We start from the raw sequence: 19,669 nt of genomic DNA on the forward strand, positions 1-19,669 counted from the left end.
AGTCAAGACAACAATAGTCAAGACAACAATAGTAAAGACAACAACTTGCCATGTTGGTCACTGCGATGACCGGCACACCCACCACGGAGGGCATCATGAGTCACGACTTGCATGAATCGCTGCGCGATAACGTCCGCATCCTCGGCGATAGCCTTGGGCGCACCATTGCCGATGACCTGGGCGATGGCTTCGTCGATAAGATCGAGACCATTCGCAGCCTGGCCAAGCAAGGGCGCCAGGAAGACAGCGAAGGCCGCCGTGAATTGATTGAATACCTGCGCGCGTTGCCCGAGCAGGACTTGCTGCCGGTGACGCGTGCCTTCAACCAGTTCCTCAACTTCTCCAATATCGCCGAGCAGCACTACCGCGCGCGCTTTCGTCGCGTCGAAGACTACAAGCCCGGCACCCAGCCCGATCTCGGCGAGCTCTTCGGGCGCATTCGAAGCGCCGGCCATGCGCCGCGCAAGCTGGTCGAGACGCTGGCCGCCATGCGCGTAGAACTGGTGCTGACGGCGCATCCTACCGAGGTCATTCGGCGCACCTTGATTCGCAAGTACGACGCCATAGACGAGTGCCTGAGCACCATGGAAGGCGCCACCGAACGCGAGGAAATCGCCGACCGCGCTCGCGGACGCCTCGAGGAGTTGATCGGCCAGGCTTGGCATACCGACGAGATTCGCCACGAACGTCCGACCCCGGTGGACGAAGCCAAGTGGGGCTTCGCGGTGATCGAGAATTCGTTGTGGCAAGCGGTACCTGATTTTCATCGTGAGCTGGATGACCTGCTGCTGGCCTCCGCCGGCGAGCGCTTGCCGCTGGACGCCGCACCGTTGCGTTTCGCCTCGTGGATGGGCGGTGACCGTGACGGCAATCCCAACGTGACCGCGAGGGTCACCGAGGAAGTCCTGCTGCTGGGCCGTTGGATGGCCGCCGATCTGTATGCGCGTGATTTGTTGCGTCTCAAGTCGGAGCTCTCGATGTGGAAGGCCAACGGCGCGTTGCGTGCCGAGGTCGGCAGTGTCCCGGAGCCGTATCGGGCCTTGCTCAAGCGCTTGCTGGCACGGGTCGAGGCGACGCGCGACTGGGCCAAGGCGCGTCTCGACGGGCATCCCTTCGACAGTGATGTGCCGATCATCGAAACGCGCGATCAGCTCTATGCGCCGTTGTTGTCCTGCTATCGCTCGTTGTGCGACGTGGGTCTGGACACCATCGCCAATGGTAGCCTGCTGGATACCCTGCGGCGGGTGGCGGTGTTCGGTGTCTCGCTCACCAAGCTGGATATCCGTCAGGAATCCAGTCGTCATGCCCAGGTCTTCGACGAGCTCAGCGACTGCCTGGGATTGGGCCACTACCGCGAGTGGGACGAAGAACAGCGCCAGGCGTTCCTGCTCGAGGAACTGGAGTCGCCACGTCCGTTGATTCCCCGGCGCTGGGATTGCTCGGCGGAAACCCGCGAGGTCATCGATACCTTTCGCGTCATCGCCCGCGAGCACCGCGAGGCGTTGGGGACCTACGTCATCTCCATGGCGGGGCAGCCGTCCGACGTGCTGGCGGTGGCACTTTTAATGAAGGAAGTCGGCGGCGACATGCACCTGCCTATCGCGCCGCTGTTCGAGACGCTCGACGATCTCAATCGCGCCGGCGACGTCATCGCCCGGTTGCTGTCATTGCCGGGATATCGGCGCATGGCCGGCGATGGTCAGGAAGTCATGATCGGCTATTCGGACTCGGCCAAGGACGCCGGTCAGCTGGCCGCCGCCTGGGCTCAGTATCGCGCCCAGGAGCAACTGGTCGGCATCTGCCGTGAGCACGGCGCCGCGTTGACGCTGTTCCACGGACGTGGCGGCACGGTGGGACGTGGCGGCGGCCCGGCGCATGCGGCGATTCTCTCGCAGCCGCCGGGCTCGGTGAACGGGAGCCTGCGCGTCACCGAGCAGGGCGAGATGATCCGTTTCAAGTTCGGTCAGCCGGATATCGCCCTGCGTTCCATGGAGATCTACGCCTGCGCGGTACTCGAAGCCACGCTGCTGCCGCCGCCCGATCCCGAACCGGTGTGGCGCGAGGAAATGGACCGGTTGTCCGATATCGCGCATCGCGCCTACGTCGGCGTGGTGCGCGAAGACCCTGACTTCGTGCCGTATTTCCGCTCGGTGACGCCGGAAAGCGCGCTGGGCCGTCTGCCGCTGGGCTCGCGCCCGGCGAAGCGACGTCAGGAGGGCGGCGTGGAATCGCTGCGCGCGATTCCCTGGATCTTCGCCTGGACGCAAACGCGCCTCATGCTGCCGGCCTGGCTAGGCAGCGGCGAAGCCTTCGTCACGCGTCTCGCCGAACCCGACGGCCGCGAGCGCCTGCGCGACATGCGCGCGCGCTGGCCGTTCTTCGGCACCTATCTGGACATGCTCGAAATGCTGCTGGCCAAGGCCGACCCGGACATCGCCGCGTATTACGAGCGTCGCCTGGTCGACGAGCCGGCGCTGCAAGCCCTGGGCAAGTCGCTGCGCGAGCGTCTGGCGCATCTGCACACCGCACTGCTGGATATTCTCGACCAGGATGAACTGCTCGAGCACACGCCGCTGATTCGCCAGGCCATCGAGGTGCGCAATCCTTATATCGACCCCTTGCATGGTTTGCAGGCCGAGCTTTTGCAGCGTAACCGCGATGCTGACGGGGCGATCAGCCCTGAGTTGTCGCGGGCGTTGATGGTGACCATGGCGGGGATCGCCGCAGGCCTTCGCAACACTGGCTAATCGTCTTGTATGGGGGAAAATCAGGTGCGGCGCGAGGGGGCCAGCATCCCTTGCGTCAGCAAGCCACCGATGAGCCCCCAAAAAGCGGCTCCCACGCCGAGCAACGAGACGCCGGAGGCGGTGATCAGAAAGGTGACCAGCGCCGCGTCGCGTTGGCTATCGTCGCGCAGGGCGTTATGCAGGCTACCGCCGATGGTGGTCAATAGCGCCAGGCCGGCGATGGCCACGATCAACGCCGAGGGTAGGGCATCGAACAAGGTGCCGATGGACCCGCCGAAGACCCCCGCGAGCAAATAGAAAGCACCGGCACAGGCCGCCGCCATGTAGCGTCGATTGGGATCGGGATGCGCCTCGGGCCCCATGCAGATGGCGGCAGTAATCGCCGCCAGGCAGATCGAGAACCCCCCTAGCGGTGCCAACACGAGTGTCGCGAGCCCGGTCAAAGCGATGAGTGATGAGATGGGCGGTGTGTAGCCGGCTGCACGCAAGGTCGCCACGCCGGGTGCGTTTTGTGAGGCCATGCTGACCACGAACAACGGAATGCCGACGCCAATGAGCGATGATGGCGTAAAGCGCGGCATGACCGGCTCGGGCATGGCAAGTGTCAAGGTCGCACGGGCCGTGTCGATGTCGCCCTGAAAGCCTGCCACGGCCAAGCCCGTGGCGAGCACGCCGAGGATGGCGTAGCGCGGCCAATGGCGCCGTCCCGCCAGATAAGCGGCACACATGGCGCCGACCAGGATGAAAGCATCGTCGAGGGCGGCGAAGGCATCGAGCCCGAAACGCAGCAGGACGCCCCCGAGCATGGCGGCAGCAATGGCGTGCGGAATGCGAGACATGAGCCTCGCGAAGACGCCGGTGACGCCGCACAACAGCACCAGGGCGCCCGAGAACATGAACACCCCGGTGGCCTCGGCGAGTGTGTAGTCGCCGAGGCTCGTCGCCAGTAGCGCCGCACCGGGGGTCGACCACGCGGTCAGCACCGGCACGCGATAGTAAAGCGACAACCCCAGCGACGTGACGCCCATGCCCAGCCCCAACGTGCTCAGCCAGCCGCCAATTTGTGCAGGGCTAGCGCCGGCGGCGTCAGCGGCCTGAAAGACGATCACCGCCGAGCTGGCATAGCTCACCAGCACGGCCACGAACCCCGCCACGATAGCCGAGACGGACAGATCGCGTAGGAAAAAAGGCTGATGCATGATGGCTCCTTGCCCAGGCGGATGGCTGATTTTGGCATGTTGTGCGTTATAACGCACGATAGCAGCGCTGACGATGGCGTACAATTAATCCACGGTGCAGGCCTTGTCTGAAAAGTCGACGAGCGATGATCAGGCAAGGCAAAAATCGGCGAAAAGACGGAGTTTACAATGGTAAATGAGTACTTTGAGCCAATTTTTAACGCAGCATGGTCGAGCGCAGACACTTTTCGGACAGTGCCTAGTCATTCCAAGGACGGTTTACCGGAGGCCACGGGCATGCAGGAACCGACACCGCACATTGCCGCAACACTCAAGATGCTGCGCGCCGCGCAAGGCTGGAGCCTGGATAGGGCATCACGCGCCACAGGCGTCAGCAAGGCGATGCTGGGGCAAATCGAGCGTGGTGAGTCGAGCCCCACCGTGGCGACGCTATGGAAAATCGCGGGGGGCTTTCGCGTGTCGTTCTCGCTGTTCTTCGAACAGGCCTCGGTCGAGGGCAGCCCGCCGGACAATGCCGCTCATGCGGTATTGGAAGATGCCGCCGCCGGCATGACGGTGACGCCGCTCTTCGCCTTCGACCCGGACCTGCGTTTCGAGATGTTCCTGATCGAGTTGGCACCGGGCGCGTATAGCGAGTCATCGCCCCACGAGCGTGGCGTGGTCGAGCATGTCGTGGTGCTCGAGGGCGCGTTGGATTTAGGCCTCGATGGGGCGTGGGACGCGCTTGGCACCGGCGAGGCGCGCCGTTTCGCCGCCGACCGCGAGCACGGCTATCGCAACCGGGGCGAGCGCGCGGTGCGCTTTCACGACGTGATTCATTACCCGTAGGTTTAGGCCAGGGCTGCCCCATCACGCGGTGGTAAGCCGGTGCGAGGGCCATTCGTCAAGGCCGAAAACAGTTCCCGACTTTTTCGGCATTTCCACCATCCATGGCGGTCAGATGACGAATGTAGCGCCCATGGAAGGGTTTACAGCGCCCTCGCAAAGGCCTTACCACCGACGTGCTATTTACGGATGCCCTCTAAGGCCTCGGGCCGATATTTCTCCAGCAATGCCCAGAGAATGGCCGCGCTCTGCGCATCGGGGAGGCCATCGTAGTGCGCGGGCCGGAAATGCATCTGAAAGGCTCTCAAGGTATCGCGTGTAAGGCGGTCGAGTGTTCCGGTGATACGAACCGGATAACCGTAAGCCGCCAGCGCACGCTGCCATTGTTCGAGTGTGGGCGGATGCTGTCTGAAATACGCTTGATAAGCGGCGACGCGGTCGGCGTCAGGCCAGGCGCCGATGCCCGCGCGATAAAGCCGATACCAGGGAAAGTGCGGGCCGGGGTCGATCTTGCGTTGCGGGGCGATGTCAGCATGCCCCACGACATCCACGGGGTCGATGTCGTGACGCTCGATGATGTCTCGCGCCAGGGCGATGAGCGTGTCGATCTGTTGCGCGGGATAGGGTGTCCAGGTGCGTCCATGGGGCGTGTCGCGCGGCCCGCGGTTGACGATCTCGATACCGATGGAGGTGTCATTGAGATTCGAACGCGACCCCCAGGCGCTGGCACCGGCATGCCAGGCGCGTCGCGATTCATCGACCAGTTGATAGACCGTGGGCGGCGCCGCGCGCGTCACTAGGTAGTGTGAGCTCACGTGCGGCCCGGTCAGCGTGCGGAGCGAGCGTCGTGCATTGCTGTCGGTGTAATGCAGCACCAGATGGCGCACGCGGCTGCTCTGCGCGGTGGAAGGGTAGCGATGATCGACCTGGTAGCCGTCGCGAGATTCCAACATCGGCGTACCGCTGCACGCCGTCAGCGCGAGCAGGCAGACGACGATCAGACAGGTCATTGGAGGAAGGTAGGGCACGGAGAGCCGCCATCGCGTTCGGTACGAGAGAAAGCGTGGCGTCGGCATGGCGGCGTCTCCAGAGTTGACGTATTACAGGGCGGCATACCAATGGGCGATTAGTATGCCCAGCGTGAGCGTCAACGAGAAGCTCAGCATGGTGCCCAGCAGGACATACTCAGTGAGCTTGCGGTCGCGATCCTCACGCAGATCGCCGAAACGCAATACCGACTTGGCGGCCAGCAAAAAGCCGATAGGCACGAGCTGATCGGCCAGCACGAAGGTCAGTACCAGAAACCGCTCGAGCATGCCGATCCGCGCGCCAGCATCGGCGAGCGTGCCGCTGTTATCCACGCCATGGCTCCAGCGCTGCATGATCAGGGCAATGAGAATCGAAAACGGCCGCATGACGATCAGGTACGCCAAGGTCACCAGCAGAGTCCGGGGGTGCAATAGCCACGCGACGGCATGGCCAAGCCAGGCACCGTCACCGACGAGCCATCCCCAGGTGATGATGAGCACGGTGACATGCAGGGCCTGGTCGATGACGAAGTAACGCACGCGCTCGGCCGGGGCGTGGCTCTTGAGGGCGTCGATGACGAGATGCGTGACGGCGATGAAAGCCGCGCCCAGCACGGCGGTGGCAAGGGATTGAGAACGGATGAGCACCAGCCAGGCCAAAGCCCCGTGCACGCCGGCATGCAAGTAAAGGGCCCGGGAACGCTGGCGACGGGCGTTCTTGTCGCGAACCCAGGCGGCGCTCTGGAGCAGAAAATCCCCCGCCAGGTGTGCAATCAGCAACAGCAGTAGCGTAGTAAAGGGAGAACCGATCATCGTGGGGCCTCCATGACGGCGGTGATACGCTGGCGGACATGCACGAGATATTCCTTGATCAGCGGCCAACGTGCGGCGTGCAAGCGTTGATGAATAGTCGACTGCGCGCGCCCAAGACGTTCAGCCAAGGCCTTCTGAGTTTCGGCGTGTTGCAGCCGCCAGTACATCACTTCAGCGGCGTTATGGGTCCAGCCCTGGATGACGGCGTCGGCGAAACGGGTCAGCAGGGCCAGGGTGTCATCGGGCTCGGGGAATGAAAGTGCAAAGCGCGTATCGCCCTCGCTCAAGGCGTCCAGGGCCTGGCCGGAACGCACATAGACCTCGCCATTGGCCGAGGCGAAACGCCCCGTTTCGGGTAAATCCCCCGCGCCGACGGCCACTGCGATACGGGCGTCCCATGTCTCGCGGCGAGAAGGGGAGTGCCGGATCAAGGCAGCACGGGTCAGCACGGCAGCCATCATGGCTTGCGCGGGCGAGTGCAAGGCGACTTGAAAACCGTCGCCTCGGTAGCGATCCACGCGTGCCGCGTATTGCGTTTCGAGAAGTGCGAGAGTGCTCTCGAGCGCCTTATCGAGTCCTACGGCATCCTTGATGCGGCGCGATCCAACAATGTCACCGGTAAGCACGCCGAGCGGTATGTCATCCATGTCCACGATCGCCTTTCATTACGATATATAGCAATAATAGTAGATTAATACTATTATTCCATCTATTCGTATAATAATTCGATTGAAAAGAGAGGCGGGGCGTGTCGCCTCAATAACTGTAATTATATACAGTATTTGAGGCATTCCAACCCTACAGGGCATGATCGGGCCGTCTTGTCTGCCTGGGGGCTTTCAGGCATTCGCCTCAAGCACCTCGGTAGTAGACGAGAGCATGCGTGCCTGGGTGATGTTGCGGCCTTGCGCCTTGCAGGCGTACAGAACTTCATCGGCGCACGCAATCATGTCGTCGATATCCGCGCTGATGCCGGGTGGGCTGGTGACCACGCCCACGCTGACGGTCACTACATCGGCGGCGGACGAGTACTCATGCGGGATTCTCATGGCCTGGATCATGCCGCGCATGGCATCGGCGAGTCGCCAGGCCTCCTGGCTGGGCGTATCGATGAGCAAGACCAGAAACTCCTCGCCGCCCAGGCGGATGACGATATCCGTTTCGCGGCGGAAGGTATCGCGTAGTACGCCGGAGATTTGCACCAGGCATTCATCGCCGGCCGGATGACCATAGTAGTCGTTGTAAGGTTTGAAATGGTCGACATCCATCATCAGCACCGACACCGTACAGTCGAGGCGGCGCGTCAGCGGTAGGGCAGCATCCAGACGGTTTTCCAGCATACGGCGATTGCCCAGTTTCGTGAGCGGATCGATCAGCGATTGTTCCAGCAACTGGGCATTGTGCGTCTTGAGATCCTCCACCAAATGCTGGAATTGGCGTGCCAGCTCGCCGATTTCATCGTGGCGCTCGGTGAGGTAGGTCGTCATCATGAGATGGGTATTATCACCTTCATGAAGCCGACGAGCATGCTCCGAGAGGCGCCGCATGGGTTGCAAAAGGTCTCGGTCGATTCTCAGGAGTACCCAGCCTGCGATCAGTGTTACCAGCGATAGCAGCGCGAGAAGCTGTATGCTCCAGGGCAGGTGCGTCGCCCCGACTCCCCAGCCGAACAGGCCGCTGACCATGAAGGCCGGCACCCACAGGCGTGCCCATCGCCTTTTGAAGATAAGTGTATGTTTTCCCTGTTTCGGTATTATCGACATTAGCATCGATGCCATTTTTTTATGAAGTGCTCAGTCTAAGTAGTAAAGCAATGTAAATAAAGTAGCCTTATAAGTAAAATAAAATTAATTTCCTGTGAATTGACTCACATCAGGTGAAAAAGAGCGCCTGGGCGTGGGGCTATATTGAGCCAGCTATTGAAGTATTGATTTATATTTTAAATTTCCGGTTCAATGGAAAGATCAGTTGCTCATGGCAATCGCCGGTGCATACAAAAAAGCCCCGCTCCTGGGGAGCGGGGCACTAAAAACGTCAGCTAGTCAAGTAAGGTCTTAGAAGTTGAGGCCGAAGTTGGTCTGCAAGCTGGTGTGCCAATCACCGTCCACCGGTCCAAAGTAATTCAGCGCGTTCTTGCCTGAAATGACGCTGAACCAGGCGTAATACGGACCGGCCGTGACCTTCATGCCCAGATCGTTGAGCATGGGGTCATCGACATTGCCGAAGCCACCATTGACCGGGGAATAATCGCCGTTCGGGCTGATATAGCTGAAGTCGTTGTAGAAGTAGAGGTTATCGATATCGCCCCAGTTGACATCCATGCTATACGCCACACTGGCGGAATACGTCTGCCCCTTGGCGGGGATCAGATAGCTGAAGCCGAATGCACCGATCTCAAGAACGTCATCGGAAACCCCGGTAGTAGACTCAGCCGGGTTCTCGGCAGCGTATTCGTAGGCGGTGGCCTGCAACAGCGTATACCAGTTGCCGTAGCTGCCGTTCAAGCCCACGGCGGCCTGCCAGTTGCTGCCGCTTTCGTTGGTCTGCTTGTTGTAGAGCTGACCACCCTTGGCCGAGAAGTTGATCTCGGTGGTGTAGTCGGTGCCCTGGCCGAAGGTGTAAGCGACACGCGCGGCGAGCTGGTTCTCGGCGGAATTGCCTTGGGGGCTATTACCAACCGGATTACTCGGATCAGCGACAGCATTGGCACCGTAGTGCTCGTCGCCATCACCCAACTGGTCGCTCTTGAAGAAGGCCAGTGAGGTATCCCAGGCGCCCTGGGTATGATCCCACTTGATACCCGCGTTCTGGTTGTCGTTGAAACCGGCCAGGTAAGGCAGGTTGCCGTACCAGCCCAGGTAGCCGTAATCCATGTTACCGAACGGCGTTTGGACCAGGCCTACCTTGACGGTGTCGTTGTCAGTAGCCTGATAGCCCATCCAGCCCTTCTTGAGGAACTGGTAGCCGTCATAGAAGCGATACTCGAACGCGTATAGGAAGTCGTCGTGCTGGCCGTCGACGCCGAGGGTGAACTTGCCGAAGTCCATGTCGCCGGCGGTGTCCTTGTCGACTTCATCCCAATCGTTATAAACGCCTTTCAACTGGAGCGTACCGCTGAACTGGGAGTCCTGAATCGACTCGATCAGTGAACGGTTTTCCTTGGCGAGATCACGCGTCTGCGAGCTTGCCTGGTCGCTGTCGGCGGTCGCGGTCGACTGCTGGGCGTTGAGTTGCTGCTCCATGCGCTCGACTTGCGCGCGCAGGGCATCCAACTGACGTTGCATGGCTTCGGTGTCTTGTTGTGCCAATGCCGGTGCAGCAAAAGCCAGTGTGCCGGTAACGCCCATGGCGAGGCCGGCTGCCTTGAATGATCGTTGTGCCACTTTTTTTCTCCGTTTCCTGCTTAGGGTCGTGAGTCGTCGGATGGGCAGGGTCGCCCTTGCGAACTGACGTCAAGGAAACATCGACCGGGCATCCCATGACCTCTTGTTCATGGGGTGCACGAGGACACATTCACCCTGCGAATGAGGGTGGTATCCATGCGAGATGAACCATGTAGTGGGATGCGGTTCAAAAGTTCCCTGAATTTTCTTCATTTTTCGTTATGAGACGCATCATACCGAAAGATATCGGATACATAAACCGGTGTTATGAAAAACAGGGGGATGCCTAGGGTTTGTTGTTATGGAATGGTGCCGGAGACGGTAGGGTGTACGCCTCAAGGCCGCTGGATGCGTCGTGCAGAGCATGGTGGTGTACGGCGTGCCCTGCTAAGGTATTCGCATGTTACGCCCATGGAAGAGTGTGAGGAGATAGTCGATGCAACGTTCGTGGCCACTGCTGGTAGTAGGACTCGTCGGTTTGGGATTGAGCGTGACGGCGTGTAGCTACACCCCCGCGCGTATCGATCCCGAGCCCATTATCGAAGTCGGTGACGATCACCGTGATCATGATGATCGTTATGAGGATGAACATGGACACGGCGGTGATTTCTGCCCACCGGGTCAAGCCAAGAAAGGCAACTGCTAGGCGCTGGCTGAAAGCTCGTCGCGCGAGAAAAGTTCGCCGTTCAAGACGCGTCCGTACAACCATCGCTTCGCGATTCGTGGCGGACGTTTCGGCATCATAAAAACGCCATGGCCGAGTATCTCGACCATGGCGTAAGATTTCGCACTCCCTTGGCGTCTTCCTGACGCATCGGCGCTTGCCGATTCCCTTGGGCATCCCCGCCCAACATGCATCCGTAACCCGCTGAACGACAGTGTCCTTTGTCTAACAAGCGATAGTCCCGTGAGCGATGAGTCGATGAACTATGGCTTGTCATTGCCCGTTGTACCGCGTTCCTGTGACAACGAGACGTCAGCAATATGACGTTCTTATGGCCACTTCTGGTACTATCCCCAGCTTTTCGTCCAATACACTCAACGGGAACACGGCAATGAACGCGGTTATTTTGGCCGTTCTGGTCATGGTGGGGCTCGCCTTGGCGCGGGTATCGGTGGTATTTGCGCTTATCGTGGGGGCCCTGGTCGGTGGTCTGGCAGGTGGCCTGGGGCTCGAAGACACGCTGGCCGCATTCAATGATGGCGTGGGAGGCGGTGCCAAGGTGGCGTTGGCCTATGCAACGCTGGGCGCGTTCGCGGTGGCTATTTCACGTTCCGGACTTCCTGACTTGTTAGCTCAGCGTTTGATTCGTCTGCTCGGGCACGAGGCGTCATATAAACGCCAATCGGCGGTCAAGTACATCCTGCTCGGGGCCTTATTATTAGTAGCGATTTCCTCGCAGAATCTGATTCCCGTACATATTGCCTTTATTCCCATTCTGGTTCCGCCGCTGCTCAAGATCATGAATCCCCTGCGTCTGGATCGACGCATGGTAGCTTGCGTTTTAACCTTCGGCTTAACCGCGCCCTATATGTTGTTACCGGTCGGGTTCGGGGCGATCTTCCTCAACGATATTTTGTTGGCCAACATCAACTCGGCGGGCGAGGCCGTGGGGCTTGAAGTGACGCGCACCATGGTGCCGCTGGCGATGGGCATTCCGGTTGCCGGCATGGCGCTGGGGCTCTTGGTCGCGGTGTTCTTCTCTTACCGCAAGCCACGCGATTACGCCACTAGCGAGATCGTGACCAGTAACGTTCCGCATCACTCCGGCGAGGTCAGCCTCCACACTCGCGGAATGGTGATGGCAGTCGTGGCCATTATCGCGGCGTTGTCGATTCAGCTATATACCGGTTCGATGATCGTGGGAGGACTCATCGGCTTTGCGTTGTTGTCACTGGGCGGCATTTTCAAATGGCGTGAAGCCGATGACTTGTTCACCAGCGGGATGCGCATGATGGCGTTGATCGGCTTCATCATGATCACGGCGGCGGGATTTGCCTCGGTCATGCAAGCCACCGGCGAGATCGACACGCTGGTCGAAAACGCATTCGCCATCATCGGTGACAATCAAGGGCTCGCCGCGCTGATCATGCTCCTTGTCGGCCTGTTCATTACGCTGGGAATTGGCTCATCGTTTTCGACGATTCCCATCATCGCCGCGATCTACGTCCCACTGGCCATGCAATTCGGTTTCTCGCCCATGGCGACGGTAGCCCTGGTGGGCACCGCCGCTGCACTGGGCGATGCCGGCTCGCCGGCGTCCGATTCGACGCTGGGACCGACCTCGGGGCTCAATGTCGACCGCCAACACGATCATATTTGGGACTCTGTTGTCCCGACGTTCCTCCATTACAACATTCCACTCATCATCTTCGGATGGTTAGCGGCAATGTGGCTTTAAATGGCGTAAATAAAAAATAAACACAGGACTTGGCAATAAGCGAATAAGTGGCGATAATATGAGGCACATCCCAACTGCCTAGAGGTAAAGAATGTCTCTGTTGAGCGAGTACATGAAAAAGGAACAGCTGCTAAAGCAACTCGGCGAAGAGTTGAAGCAGTTGGAGCAGGACCAGCGCCTGACATCTGAGCTGGAATTCAAGGAAAAGCTCGAAGCCTTGATGAAAGAGTACGACAAGACGCCCGCTGCCGTTATCGAAATGCTCGATCCGCAGCCGGATTCTCGCCCTGCGTCGGCCTCTCAGACAAACACAGGCGGGCGCCGCAAGCGTAAGCTCAAGATCTACAAGAACCCCAACACCGGTGAAGTGGTGGAAACACGGGGTGGTAACCAAAAGACGCTCAAGGCGTGGAAAGACCAGTACGGCAACGATACCGTCGAGTCTTGGTTGGTACGCGTCGAGGACTAAGCGTCCTTGGGAGATAAGCGCTTTCCACTGGAAAGTGCATTGAATACGCAAAGCGTATTCTCCGGGAAAGGCTGATGCGTCAAGCATCAGCCTTTTTTATCTCCCTTTAATGCGCGGCCGGGCTAATGAACCGTCAAGAGCGGCACGCCCAATTCAAACGTCTCGAGCCGTGAATGCGAAGACAAGGTTTCTCGCTACGTCACAATGACAGGAATCGGGGGTTGACTGTTGTCGCCGAAGGGATAGAAACTCAGGCATAGATGGATGTCTGCACGGGCTGGGGTGCCCGGTGGGCCAAGGCTATTTGCTGGGGCGTCCCCGACCCGTCGAGTCTTTCCTGTGGCGGCTGTCGCAGCACAAGCAAACGCCGCCATCGCGTTCTGCACACACGCTAGCGTTTGTCCGCTAGGTGAGAACGTTTAAAACTTCAGGGATTGAACTTCGCGGATTTGGCATCATCTATAATGCCGGGTCGAGTCAACGCTCAGCGATTCATACATCGCCTGTTCAAAGAGATCGTTTTTCCAGCGTTACCGTCAGCATGACTCGCCCTCCGTACGTCGCGCGCCTTCGTGAATCCAGCCGGAGCCGCATTATTACGTTTTTGAACCGTCACGTGGTGATTTTAACATTTCCATGAAAAACAACCGTCAAGCCTCGTCGCACCAAATGGACGAGCGTGAAAAACTCCGCAAGTTTCGTGAACTCGATGACGCCTTCGCCACGGCTCTTCAGGAGCTCGATGGCGGTGGGGCAAGTAATGAAGCAGCCAAGCCACAAGAGCCGCCGTTCGAAGAACGCCTGCAGGCGCTGATGCATGAATACAGCCAATCCAGCTACAGCGTCGCGACGCTGTTGCGCACCATTGTCGAGCTGCAGAACTCGTCACACACGGGCAGTGAAAAATCGGCCGGGGCCGCGCCACTGGCGCTCCCGGAGCGCAAGGCGAAAAGGCCTTGACAGCGCCCCGGCAATGTTTCAAGCTAAGCGCAGTAGGTTAGCAAGTGGCATACCGTCAGTAGTAATCGATGTCTTCGAGAGCCTGGTGTATCGCTAATTTGTTTTACCCACTGCAACTCGGGTAAATACCCGGCAATTGAAAGCGCAATGCGCAAGAAGGATATCGAAAATGGCAACTGGTACAGTTAAGTGGTTCAACGACGCTAAAGGTTTCGGCTTTATTTCTCCGGACGACGGCGGTGACGACCTCTTTGCCCACTTCTCTGAAATTCAGGCTGAAGGTTTCAAGTCTCTGCAGGACGGTCAAAAAGTCTCTTTTGACGTCACTCAGGGCAAGAAAGGCCTCCAGGCTTCCAACATCAAAGCTGACTGATTTCCAGTCTGGCTTAAAGCCGCAAGGCTTTGTTGGCAGGGCCCGCTTCGGCGGGCCCTGTTGCGTTTGGGGCGGCGGATAATCAACGGCTGCTCGGCAGCGACTCCAGCCAATTACGAATACGCTTCTGATGCCAGCGCCGTGACACGCGGTAGGTATCGAACGAGGTCGGCACGATCAAGCAGTCCTGATGCTTGATATTGGGGTCGAGGTTTTCCTTCTCCAGCATGAAACACCGGTACGCGCCCAGCGGGCGGTTCTCGCTGCCATAGATCGCGATCAGTCGGATCTCCAGCATCCTCAGCGTTTCATCCTCGAGCGTCAGCGTGTTCCGGTCGATATCGAGCTCGTGGCCCTCCGCGATGTGATCGATGATCTCCCTGAACGAGCACACTTGGTGATAGTCGCCCGAAGCAAGTGGGCCCTGGCGCGTGGCGTGCTCCTCGCTACTCTCTTCTCCGCTATCGTCCGTCCGCGTGTAATCGGTTAGATCGCAGGTATATTCGCCCTGGGACGTATGCAATACACCCAAGACATTCGTGACGAAGATCGCCTCCGAACTCATGTTGCTGATCAGGCACATGCCGTCCGGCGACTTGCTGCGACCGCGGTTGATGAGAATGCGCGGCCGCCGCTGGCGCGCAAACCCCAGATACAGCAACTGCGCATAGAACAGCCACACGCCCAGGGTGCAAAAACTCGCGATCGCGCTCAGCGCACCGCTATTATTATTGAGCCACTCGAGCATTCCTTGCTCTCCTTATAAGGGGGTAAACGGCATTGATTGGAAAAGAAAAACGCTACCCAGCGAGTATTGCCGGCAGCGTTCGATTGTAGCGAGTCTAGCAAACAGTCACTAAACCTGTTGAATAGGTGGCGCTGGTCATCCTGACCACGGACCGCGTCCTTGCGGGCGCCTAAACCGGGATAGCTGGTCAAAAATGCTGACTGGGATCGTTTTAGCCGCCTTATCTGCCGGCTCGAAGCGTTCGGGTTGCATGGTGCTTGAATCGGGGATAGGAGATTCCCTGGCATTGCCATTGGGCAGGCCTACCTGGCCACTAACGTGCCTCCTCCTATCGTGCGTTGAGGCTAAGCGCTTTCATGCATCCAGCGCAAAAGGAATTTCGTAACGTATTAACACCGATCTTTAGTATCGTTGGCGAGATGTGAGAATACGCGAGAAGATTGTGTATTGATGTAATAAATGAAGACGGGATAACAAATGTTATGAAAACGGCCTTTGCCTTCAATCTGCGCGAACTCAACGGCGCGCTGGGCGATCTAGGCACCTTGCTGCCGCTGATGCTGGGGAGCATCGCCATCGGTGGGTTAGCGCCCGTGCCGGTAGTGCTGGGGTTTGCCGTCTTCTATCTGGGCACGGCGTTCTACTATCGCCTGCCGATCCCCGTGCAGCCCATGAAAGCCGTGGCGGCCGTCATATTGACGGCGGGCATGTCGCCGCTGGAACTGGCCATCGCCGGGGCGACGATCGGCGTGGTGCTGTTGATCCTGGGACTGACCGGCTGGATCGCGCGGCTCAATCGCCTGATCCCGCAATCCGTGTTGGCCGGGCTGCAACTGGGGCTGGGGGCGCTGCTGGCCTTGACCAGTCTCTCGCTGATGGCGGAGCAAGCCTGGCTCGGCATCGCCACGCTCAGCGTGCTGCTGGTGACGATGCGCTTTCCGCGCTGGCCTTCCGTGGTGCTGGCGTTAGTGACGGCCTGGGGACTGGGGCATTTCCAGGCCGCGAGTGCGCCGCTCATCGACACCGGCGCTACGTGGTTTCCCGCGCTGGCGAGCTGGCCGGATATGCAAAGCGTCGAACGTGCCATGTCGATGCTGGTGTTGCCACAACTCTCGTTGACCGTCACCAATGCCATCGTCTTGACCACGCTCGTTGCCGGCGACTACTTCGGTGAACGCGCCGCGCATGTCACACCAGCGCGTCTGTCGGCTTCCTCCGGGCTGGCGAATCTCATCCTCACCCCGATGGGCGCCTTGCCGATGTGTCATGGCGCCGGAGGCCTGGCCGCGCATTACCGTTTCGGCGCACGCACCGGCACTGCGCCGTTGCTACTGGGAGGTTTGTTGCTGGCTGTGGCATGTTTGCCACCGCAATGGGGGCTGGGGCTGCTTGCGAGTATTCCTGGCGCCGGGCTGGGCGCCTTATTGCTCGTTGCCGCTTGGCAACTGGCTATCACCAAGCGGCTGTTCGACAGCAAACCTTCGTGCTGGCCGGTAATCGCCGCGACCGCCGTGGTCACCTTCGCGCTCGATCCCTTCTGGGGGCTAGTCGCAGGTGGTATTGCCGAATGGGCGCGGATTAGCTGGCGTCGCCGCCATCACGCTTGAGGCGTTTCACCCAGCGCTGCTTGGCGTACCGACACAGGTTCTCGACGTTGGGGAAGGTTTAGTCTTGGAAAAGGTCGGAATGACTGCCGGTACGTGCCAAATGCAACTCATCGCCCACGACGCAATACAGCAATAACCAGTCCGGCTCGATGTGGGCGTCCCGGTAGCCATTCCAGTTTCCCCGCAGCGGATGATCCTGATATTCCTCAGGCAATGGAGCCTGCGCGACGAGTAGGCCGAGCAGGCTCTTCAGCTTTGTTATGTCCTTGCCGCGCTTAACGGCGCGCTTCACATCCCGTTTGAATTGGCTGGAGCGAACAGGTGTCAGCATCAGACACCCAAATCGTCGAATAGAGCGTCAGCACTATCGAAGCGTTTTCCCTTCCCGGCTTCTAGCTCATTCATCGCCGTTGTAGTGGTCGTATTCGGCACTTGAACGGCGAAGGGCAGGCGTTTTTCGTCAGCGACTCGCAGCATCAACAAACGGATGGCATCGGAAACCGACAGTCCCATCGCTTCCAGAGCCGCAGTGGCGCGCTCTTTGGTTTCGCTGTCGATGCGAGCACGGACGACAGTATCAGCGCTCATGGCATTGCCTCCTGTTGTAGCTACATGGTAGCCACAGTATAGCCGATATAATCGGTGGCCGCTATTCATCAACCTGATGCTTGCATCATGGCGTATCGCCGCCATCACGCTTGAGGCGTTTCACCCAGCGCTGCTTGGCGTACCGACGCAGGTTCTCGACGTTGTCCGTTTCATCGACGATATCCTGACCGAGAATCGTCTCGATGACGTCTTCCAGCGTGATCAAGCCCACCCAGGTGCCGTGCTCGTCGTACACCACGCGCATATGGCCGTGATCCTTGAGCATCGCGGTGAAGACATGCTCCACGTTGTCCGTTTCGTGCAGCGCCTCGATGGGGTGCATCAGCACCTTCATGGTCTGCTCATCCTCGGCGTGATAAGTATCCGCCTTGTGGATGTAGCCGATCGCCTGCTCGCCGCCGTCCATCACCGGAAAGCGCGTGAACTGCATCTTGCCGTACTGCGTATCGAAGTCCGCCACGTTGAGATCCGGCGTCACCGCCACGCACACCGTGCGCGGCGTCATCACGCTCTTCACCTTGATCTCATGCAAATTGAGAATATTGACGATGGCGCGCGTCTCGTCGCTATCCAGCGCCTTCTCATCCAGGCCGATGCGCGCCAGCGCCTTGATCTCGCCGCGCATATCGACATCGTTCTGCGTGCTGCCGATACGATTGGTGATCCGCTCGGAAAGCCAGATGAACGGCGTCAACACCACGATCATCACCCGCAGAATCGGCGGCAGCAGCGGGGCGATGGCTCGCCAATGGCTTGCGCCGATGGTCTTGGGGATGATCTCCGAGACGACCAGAATCGCCAGCGTCATCACAGCCGAGGCAATCGCCACGTAGGTATCGCCGAACACCACCGCCACCTGCGCGCCCACGCCCGTCGCGCCCACGGTATGCGCGATGGTATTGAGCGTCAGGATCGCCGCGAGCGGCCTATCGATGTTGGACTTCAGCTTGGAAAGCGAGGCATGCAGCTTGGGGCGCTCATCCTTCAACTGCGCGATATAGCTCGGCGTGAGTGACAGCAACGCCGCCTCGAGAATGGAACACAGAAATGAAAACCCGATGGAAAGCAGGGCAAAGGCCGCAAGGAGGACCATGAAGACTCTTGGTTAAAAATGGAGCGAGTATTTATCCAGTCCCGAAGAAAGCTGTCAATCCATGCGTACGGCGTTTTGCGACGGTGGGTGGGGAGAAGGATGCAATACTTGCCCTATCTGTCTTACCTTACGGTTGGCAAGCTAAATGAACGGGCCGTGGTGATAGTATGGACGTGGCGCGGTAATAAGCGCCGCATTATCTCGATGAGGTATGCCAATGATCGCGAGAAAAGACGATTCAAAGACTACTTGGATTGATCCCGATGATGCCCCCGAACTCGACGATGATTGGTTTGAGGGAGCCTATCAATACGAGGATGACAAGTTGGTCAAGCGTGGCCGTGGGCGACCGCCTTTGGTGCGCAAGAAGATGCCGGTGAAGGTGCGGTATGATCAAGACGTCATCGACGCCTTCCGGGAATCTGGCCCTGGCTGGCAAACTCGCATGAATGAAGCCCTTCGCCAGTTTCTGGCCGAGCATGACATCAACGAGCTGGATAGACGACAGTGATTGGCGTAAGACAGCTTGGTGACGGCGTCGGGTATCGCTAGTGGAGCTTGCCGCCATGGCTGGGTATGATTATTATACACATAATAATATGTTTAGCTGTGCGGTTAATGGAGGCCTATTATGGCGACGCTACTAGAACGACCCGAAGAGGCGGTCTCTGCAACCGCCATGGCGCGTAGCTTCAGCTCCCGGCTCAAGGAAATCTCTTCCAGACAGACTGACCGACTGGTGATCTTCAAGGATAACCAGCCCGCAGCGGTGTTGATGAACGTCCAGGCCTATCAGGATCTCGTCGATGAACTCGAAGACCTGCGTATCGAGGCAGTCGCTCGGGACCGGCTAGCCAGCTATCAGGCTGACCAAGCCATCGCCCATGATGACATGCGTGCGCGTTTTGATCGGTCGAGTGAGTTGTGACTTGGCGTGTCATCTACCACCCAGACGTACAGCAAGACCTGACGCGACTCGGCTCGGCCGCTGCAACGCGTATCCTGGATGTCATTGAAGCACGGATACGCGATGGCGAGCCTGACAAGCTCGGGAAGCCACTTCGAGGGACGCTAACCGGTTGCCGGCGAATCCGTACTGGCAATACGCGAATCGTGTACAAGGTGGATGGAGAAGCCATCCAAGTGCTGATCGTGGCGGTGGGCGCGCGACGAGATGAAGAGGTTTATAAACTCGCTGACCGGCGGGTTTGATATCCTTCCCGCCTAGCAACCGTGCCCATCTGCCATCGTCTCAACCCGATATTCCGGGTACCCGAATCATCGACAGCCAGGCCGAAGCGCTCTATGGTATTTAGAGGTATTACCTCTTACTACGTGTAGGGTCCCGGATGATCAGATGAGCTATAGAAGTTATCCTTTGCTGGCCGCCAAGGAGCTTCTTCAGCAGTTCAT

22 protein-coding genes are annotated in these 19,669 nt (G+C 59.0%); 12 read left to right on the forward strand and 10 right to left on the reverse strand.

The window, feature by feature from the left end; genetic code table 11:
* Window positions 1-95: 95 nt before the first annotated feature.
* The gene (gene ppc, locus RVY79_RS13300) at window positions 96-2,747 is read left to right on the forward strand and encodes a phosphoenolpyruvate carboxylase (RefSeq protein ID WP_317464756.1); all 2,652 of its coding nucleotides are present in this window, start codon (window positions 96-98) and stop codon (window positions 2,745-2,747) included.
* 20 nt (window positions 2,748-2,767) lie between these two features.
* On the opposite strand, the gene RVY79_RS13305 is transcribed toward ppc, so the two are convergent.
* Window positions 2,768-3,946 carry a benzoate/H(+) symporter BenE family transporter gene (locus RVY79_RS13305; RefSeq protein ID WP_317464757.1) on the reverse strand — a complete coding sequence of 393 codons (1,179 nt, stop codon included), beginning with the start codon at window positions 3,944-3,946 and terminating at the stop codon, window positions 2,768-2,770.
* 276 nt (window positions 3,947-4,222) lie between these two features.
* Here RVY79_RS13305 and RVY79_RS13310 point away from each other — a divergent pair, with 276 nt between their 5' ends.
* Window positions 4,223-4,774: a helix-turn-helix domain-containing protein gene (locus RVY79_RS13310; RefSeq protein WP_317464759.1), complete on the forward strand. Its 552-nt coding sequence runs from the start codon at window positions 4,223-4,225 to the stop codon at window positions 4,772-4,774.
* 176 nt (window positions 4,775-4,950) lie between these two features.
* Here the strand turns inward: RVY79_RS13310 and RVY79_RS13315 are convergent, their stop codons facing one another.
* The 5 genes from RVY79_RS13315 to RVY79_RS13335 all read right to left on the reverse strand — a co-directional run bounded on the left by RVY79_RS13315 (window position 4,951) and on the right by RVY79_RS13335 (window position 9,995).
* Window positions 4,951-5,847, reverse strand: a complete 897-nt coding sequence (locus tag RVY79_RS13315; protein WP_317464760.1) for an N-acetylmuramoyl-L-alanine amidase — start codon at window positions 5,845-5,847, stop codon at window positions 4,951-4,953.
* A 24-nt stretch (window positions 5,848-5,871) separates the two neighbouring features.
* Window positions 5,872-6,612 (reverse strand): DUF3307 domain-containing protein, encoded by a 741-nt coding sequence (locus RVY79_RS13320; RefSeq protein ID WP_317464761.1) that lies wholly within the window; start codon window positions 6,610-6,612, stop codon window positions 5,872-5,874.
* Window positions 6,609-7,259, reverse strand: coding sequence for a hypothetical protein (locus tag RVY79_RS13325; RefSeq protein ID WP_317464763.1), 651 nt, complete (start codon window positions 7,257-7,259; stop codon window positions 6,609-6,611). The genes RVY79_RS13320 and RVY79_RS13325 overlap by 4 nt, the downstream gene beginning before the upstream one ends.
* A gap of 192 nt (window positions 7,260-7,451) precedes the next feature.
* Window positions 7,452-8,297, reverse strand: a complete 846-nt coding sequence (locus tag RVY79_RS13330; protein WP_317464764.1) for a GGDEF domain-containing protein — start codon at window positions 8,295-8,297, stop codon at window positions 7,452-7,454.
* A gap of 369 nt (window positions 8,298-8,666) precedes the next feature.
* Window positions 8,667-9,995, reverse strand: a complete 1,329-nt coding sequence (locus RVY79_RS13335) for a hypothetical protein (protein ID WP_317464766.1) — start codon at window positions 9,993-9,995, stop codon at window positions 8,667-8,669.
* Between the two features lie 436 nt (window positions 9,996-10,431).
* Between RVY79_RS13335 and RVY79_RS13340 the strand changes: the two genes are divergently transcribed.
* From RVY79_RS13340 to RVY79_RS13360, 5 genes are all read left to right on the forward strand, one after another.
* On the forward strand, window positions 10,432-10,641 hold the full coding sequence (locus tag RVY79_RS13340) for a hypothetical protein (protein ID WP_317464767.1): 210 nt from the start codon (window positions 10,432-10,434) through the stop codon (window positions 10,639-10,641).
* Between the two features lie 409 nt (window positions 10,642-11,050).
* Window positions 11,051-12,397 (forward strand): Na+/H+ antiporter family protein, encoded by a 1,347-nt coding sequence (locus RVY79_RS13345; protein WP_317464768.1) that lies wholly within the window; start codon window positions 11,051-11,053, stop codon window positions 12,395-12,397.
* 91 nt (window positions 12,398-12,488) lie between these two features.
* Window positions 12,489-12,866, forward strand: a complete 378-nt coding sequence (locus RVY79_RS13350) for a histone-like nucleoid-structuring protein, MvaT/MvaU family (RefSeq protein WP_317464769.1) — start codon at window positions 12,489-12,491, stop codon at window positions 12,864-12,866.
* 669 nt (window positions 12,867-13,535) lie between these two features.
* Window positions 13,536-13,826: a hypothetical protein gene (locus RVY79_RS13355; protein ID WP_317464770.1), complete on the forward strand. Its 291-nt coding sequence runs from the start codon at window positions 13,536-13,538 to the stop codon at window positions 13,824-13,826.
* Window positions 13,827-13,995: 169 nt separating this feature from the next.
* Window positions 13,996-14,199 carry a cold-shock protein gene (locus tag RVY79_RS13360; protein ID WP_133694127.1) on the forward strand — a complete coding sequence of 68 codons (204 nt, stop codon included), beginning with the start codon at window positions 13,996-13,998 and terminating at the stop codon, window positions 14,197-14,199.
* Window positions 14,200-14,281: 82 nt separating this feature from the next.
* Here RVY79_RS13360 and RVY79_RS13365 read toward each other — a convergent pair whose 3' ends face one another.
* A complete protein-coding gene (locus RVY79_RS13365) occupies window positions 14,282-14,947 on the reverse strand; it encodes a hypothetical protein (protein ID WP_317464773.1) in 666 nt (221 codons plus the stop codon).
* 482 nt (window positions 14,948-15,429) lie between these two features.
* On the opposite strand from RVY79_RS13365, the gene RVY79_RS13370 reads away from it, so the two are divergent.
* Window positions 15,430-16,554, forward strand: coding sequence for a putative sulfate/molybdate transporter (locus tag RVY79_RS13370; RefSeq protein WP_317464774.1), 1,125 nt, complete (start codon window positions 15,430-15,432; stop codon window positions 16,552-16,554).
* A 58-nt stretch (window positions 16,555-16,612) separates the two neighbouring features.
* Here the strand turns inward: RVY79_RS13370 and RVY79_RS13375 are convergent, their stop codons facing one another.
* The 3 genes from RVY79_RS13375 to RVY79_RS13385 all read right to left on the reverse strand — a co-directional run bounded on the left by RVY79_RS13375 (window position 16,613) and on the right by RVY79_RS13385 (window position 18,256).
* Entirely contained in the window at window positions 16,613-16,885 is a 273-nt protein-coding gene (locus tag RVY79_RS13375) for a type II toxin-antitoxin system YafQ family toxin (protein ID WP_317464775.1), read from the reverse strand.
* Entirely contained in the window at window positions 16,885-17,142 is a 258-nt protein-coding gene (locus RVY79_RS13380) for a type II toxin-antitoxin system RelB/DinJ family antitoxin (protein WP_280540201.1), read from the reverse strand. Before RVY79_RS13380 ends, RVY79_RS13375 begins: the two co-directional genes overlap by 1 nt.
* An 85-nt stretch (window positions 17,143-17,227) precedes the next feature.
* A complete protein-coding gene (locus RVY79_RS13385) occupies window positions 17,228-18,256 on the reverse strand; it encodes a CNNM domain-containing protein (RefSeq protein ID WP_317464776.1) in 1,029 nt (342 codons plus the stop codon).
* Between the two features lie 99 nt (window positions 18,257-18,355).
* Between RVY79_RS13385 and RVY79_RS13390 the strand changes: the two genes are divergently transcribed.
* The 4 genes from RVY79_RS13390 to RVY79_RS22015 all read left to right on the forward strand — a co-directional run bounded on the left by RVY79_RS13390 (window position 18,356) and on the right by RVY79_RS22015 (window position 19,468).
* A complete protein-coding gene (locus RVY79_RS13390) occupies window positions 18,356-18,514 on the forward strand; it encodes a BrnT family toxin (RefSeq protein ID WP_317464777.1) in 159 nt (52 codons plus the stop codon).
* Complete coding sequence (locus tag RVY79_RS13395; RefSeq protein WP_317464778.1) at window positions 18,474-18,767, forward strand: BrnA antitoxin family protein; 294 nt, start codon at window positions 18,474-18,476, stop codon at window positions 18,765-18,767. Before RVY79_RS13390 ends, RVY79_RS13395 begins: the two co-directional genes overlap by 41 nt.
* 120 nt (window positions 18,768-18,887) lie before the next feature.
* On the forward strand, window positions 18,888-19,184 hold the full coding sequence (locus RVY79_RS13400; protein ID WP_317464779.1) for a hypothetical protein: 297 nt from the start codon (window positions 18,888-18,890) through the stop codon (window positions 19,182-19,184).
* The gene (locus RVY79_RS22015; RefSeq protein WP_411161731.1) at window positions 19,181-19,468 is read left to right on the forward strand and encodes a type II toxin-antitoxin system RelE family toxin; all 288 of its coding nucleotides are present in this window, start codon (window positions 19,181-19,183) and stop codon (window positions 19,466-19,468) included. Before RVY79_RS13400 ends, RVY79_RS22015 begins: the two co-directional genes overlap by 4 nt.
* Window positions 19,469-19,669 lie beyond the last annotated feature (201 nt).

This window comes from Chromohalobacter sp. HP20-39 (assembly GCF_033052815.1).
Taxonomy (GTDB): domain Bacteria; phylum Pseudomonadota; class Gammaproteobacteria; order Pseudomonadales; family Halomonadaceae; genus Chromohalobacter.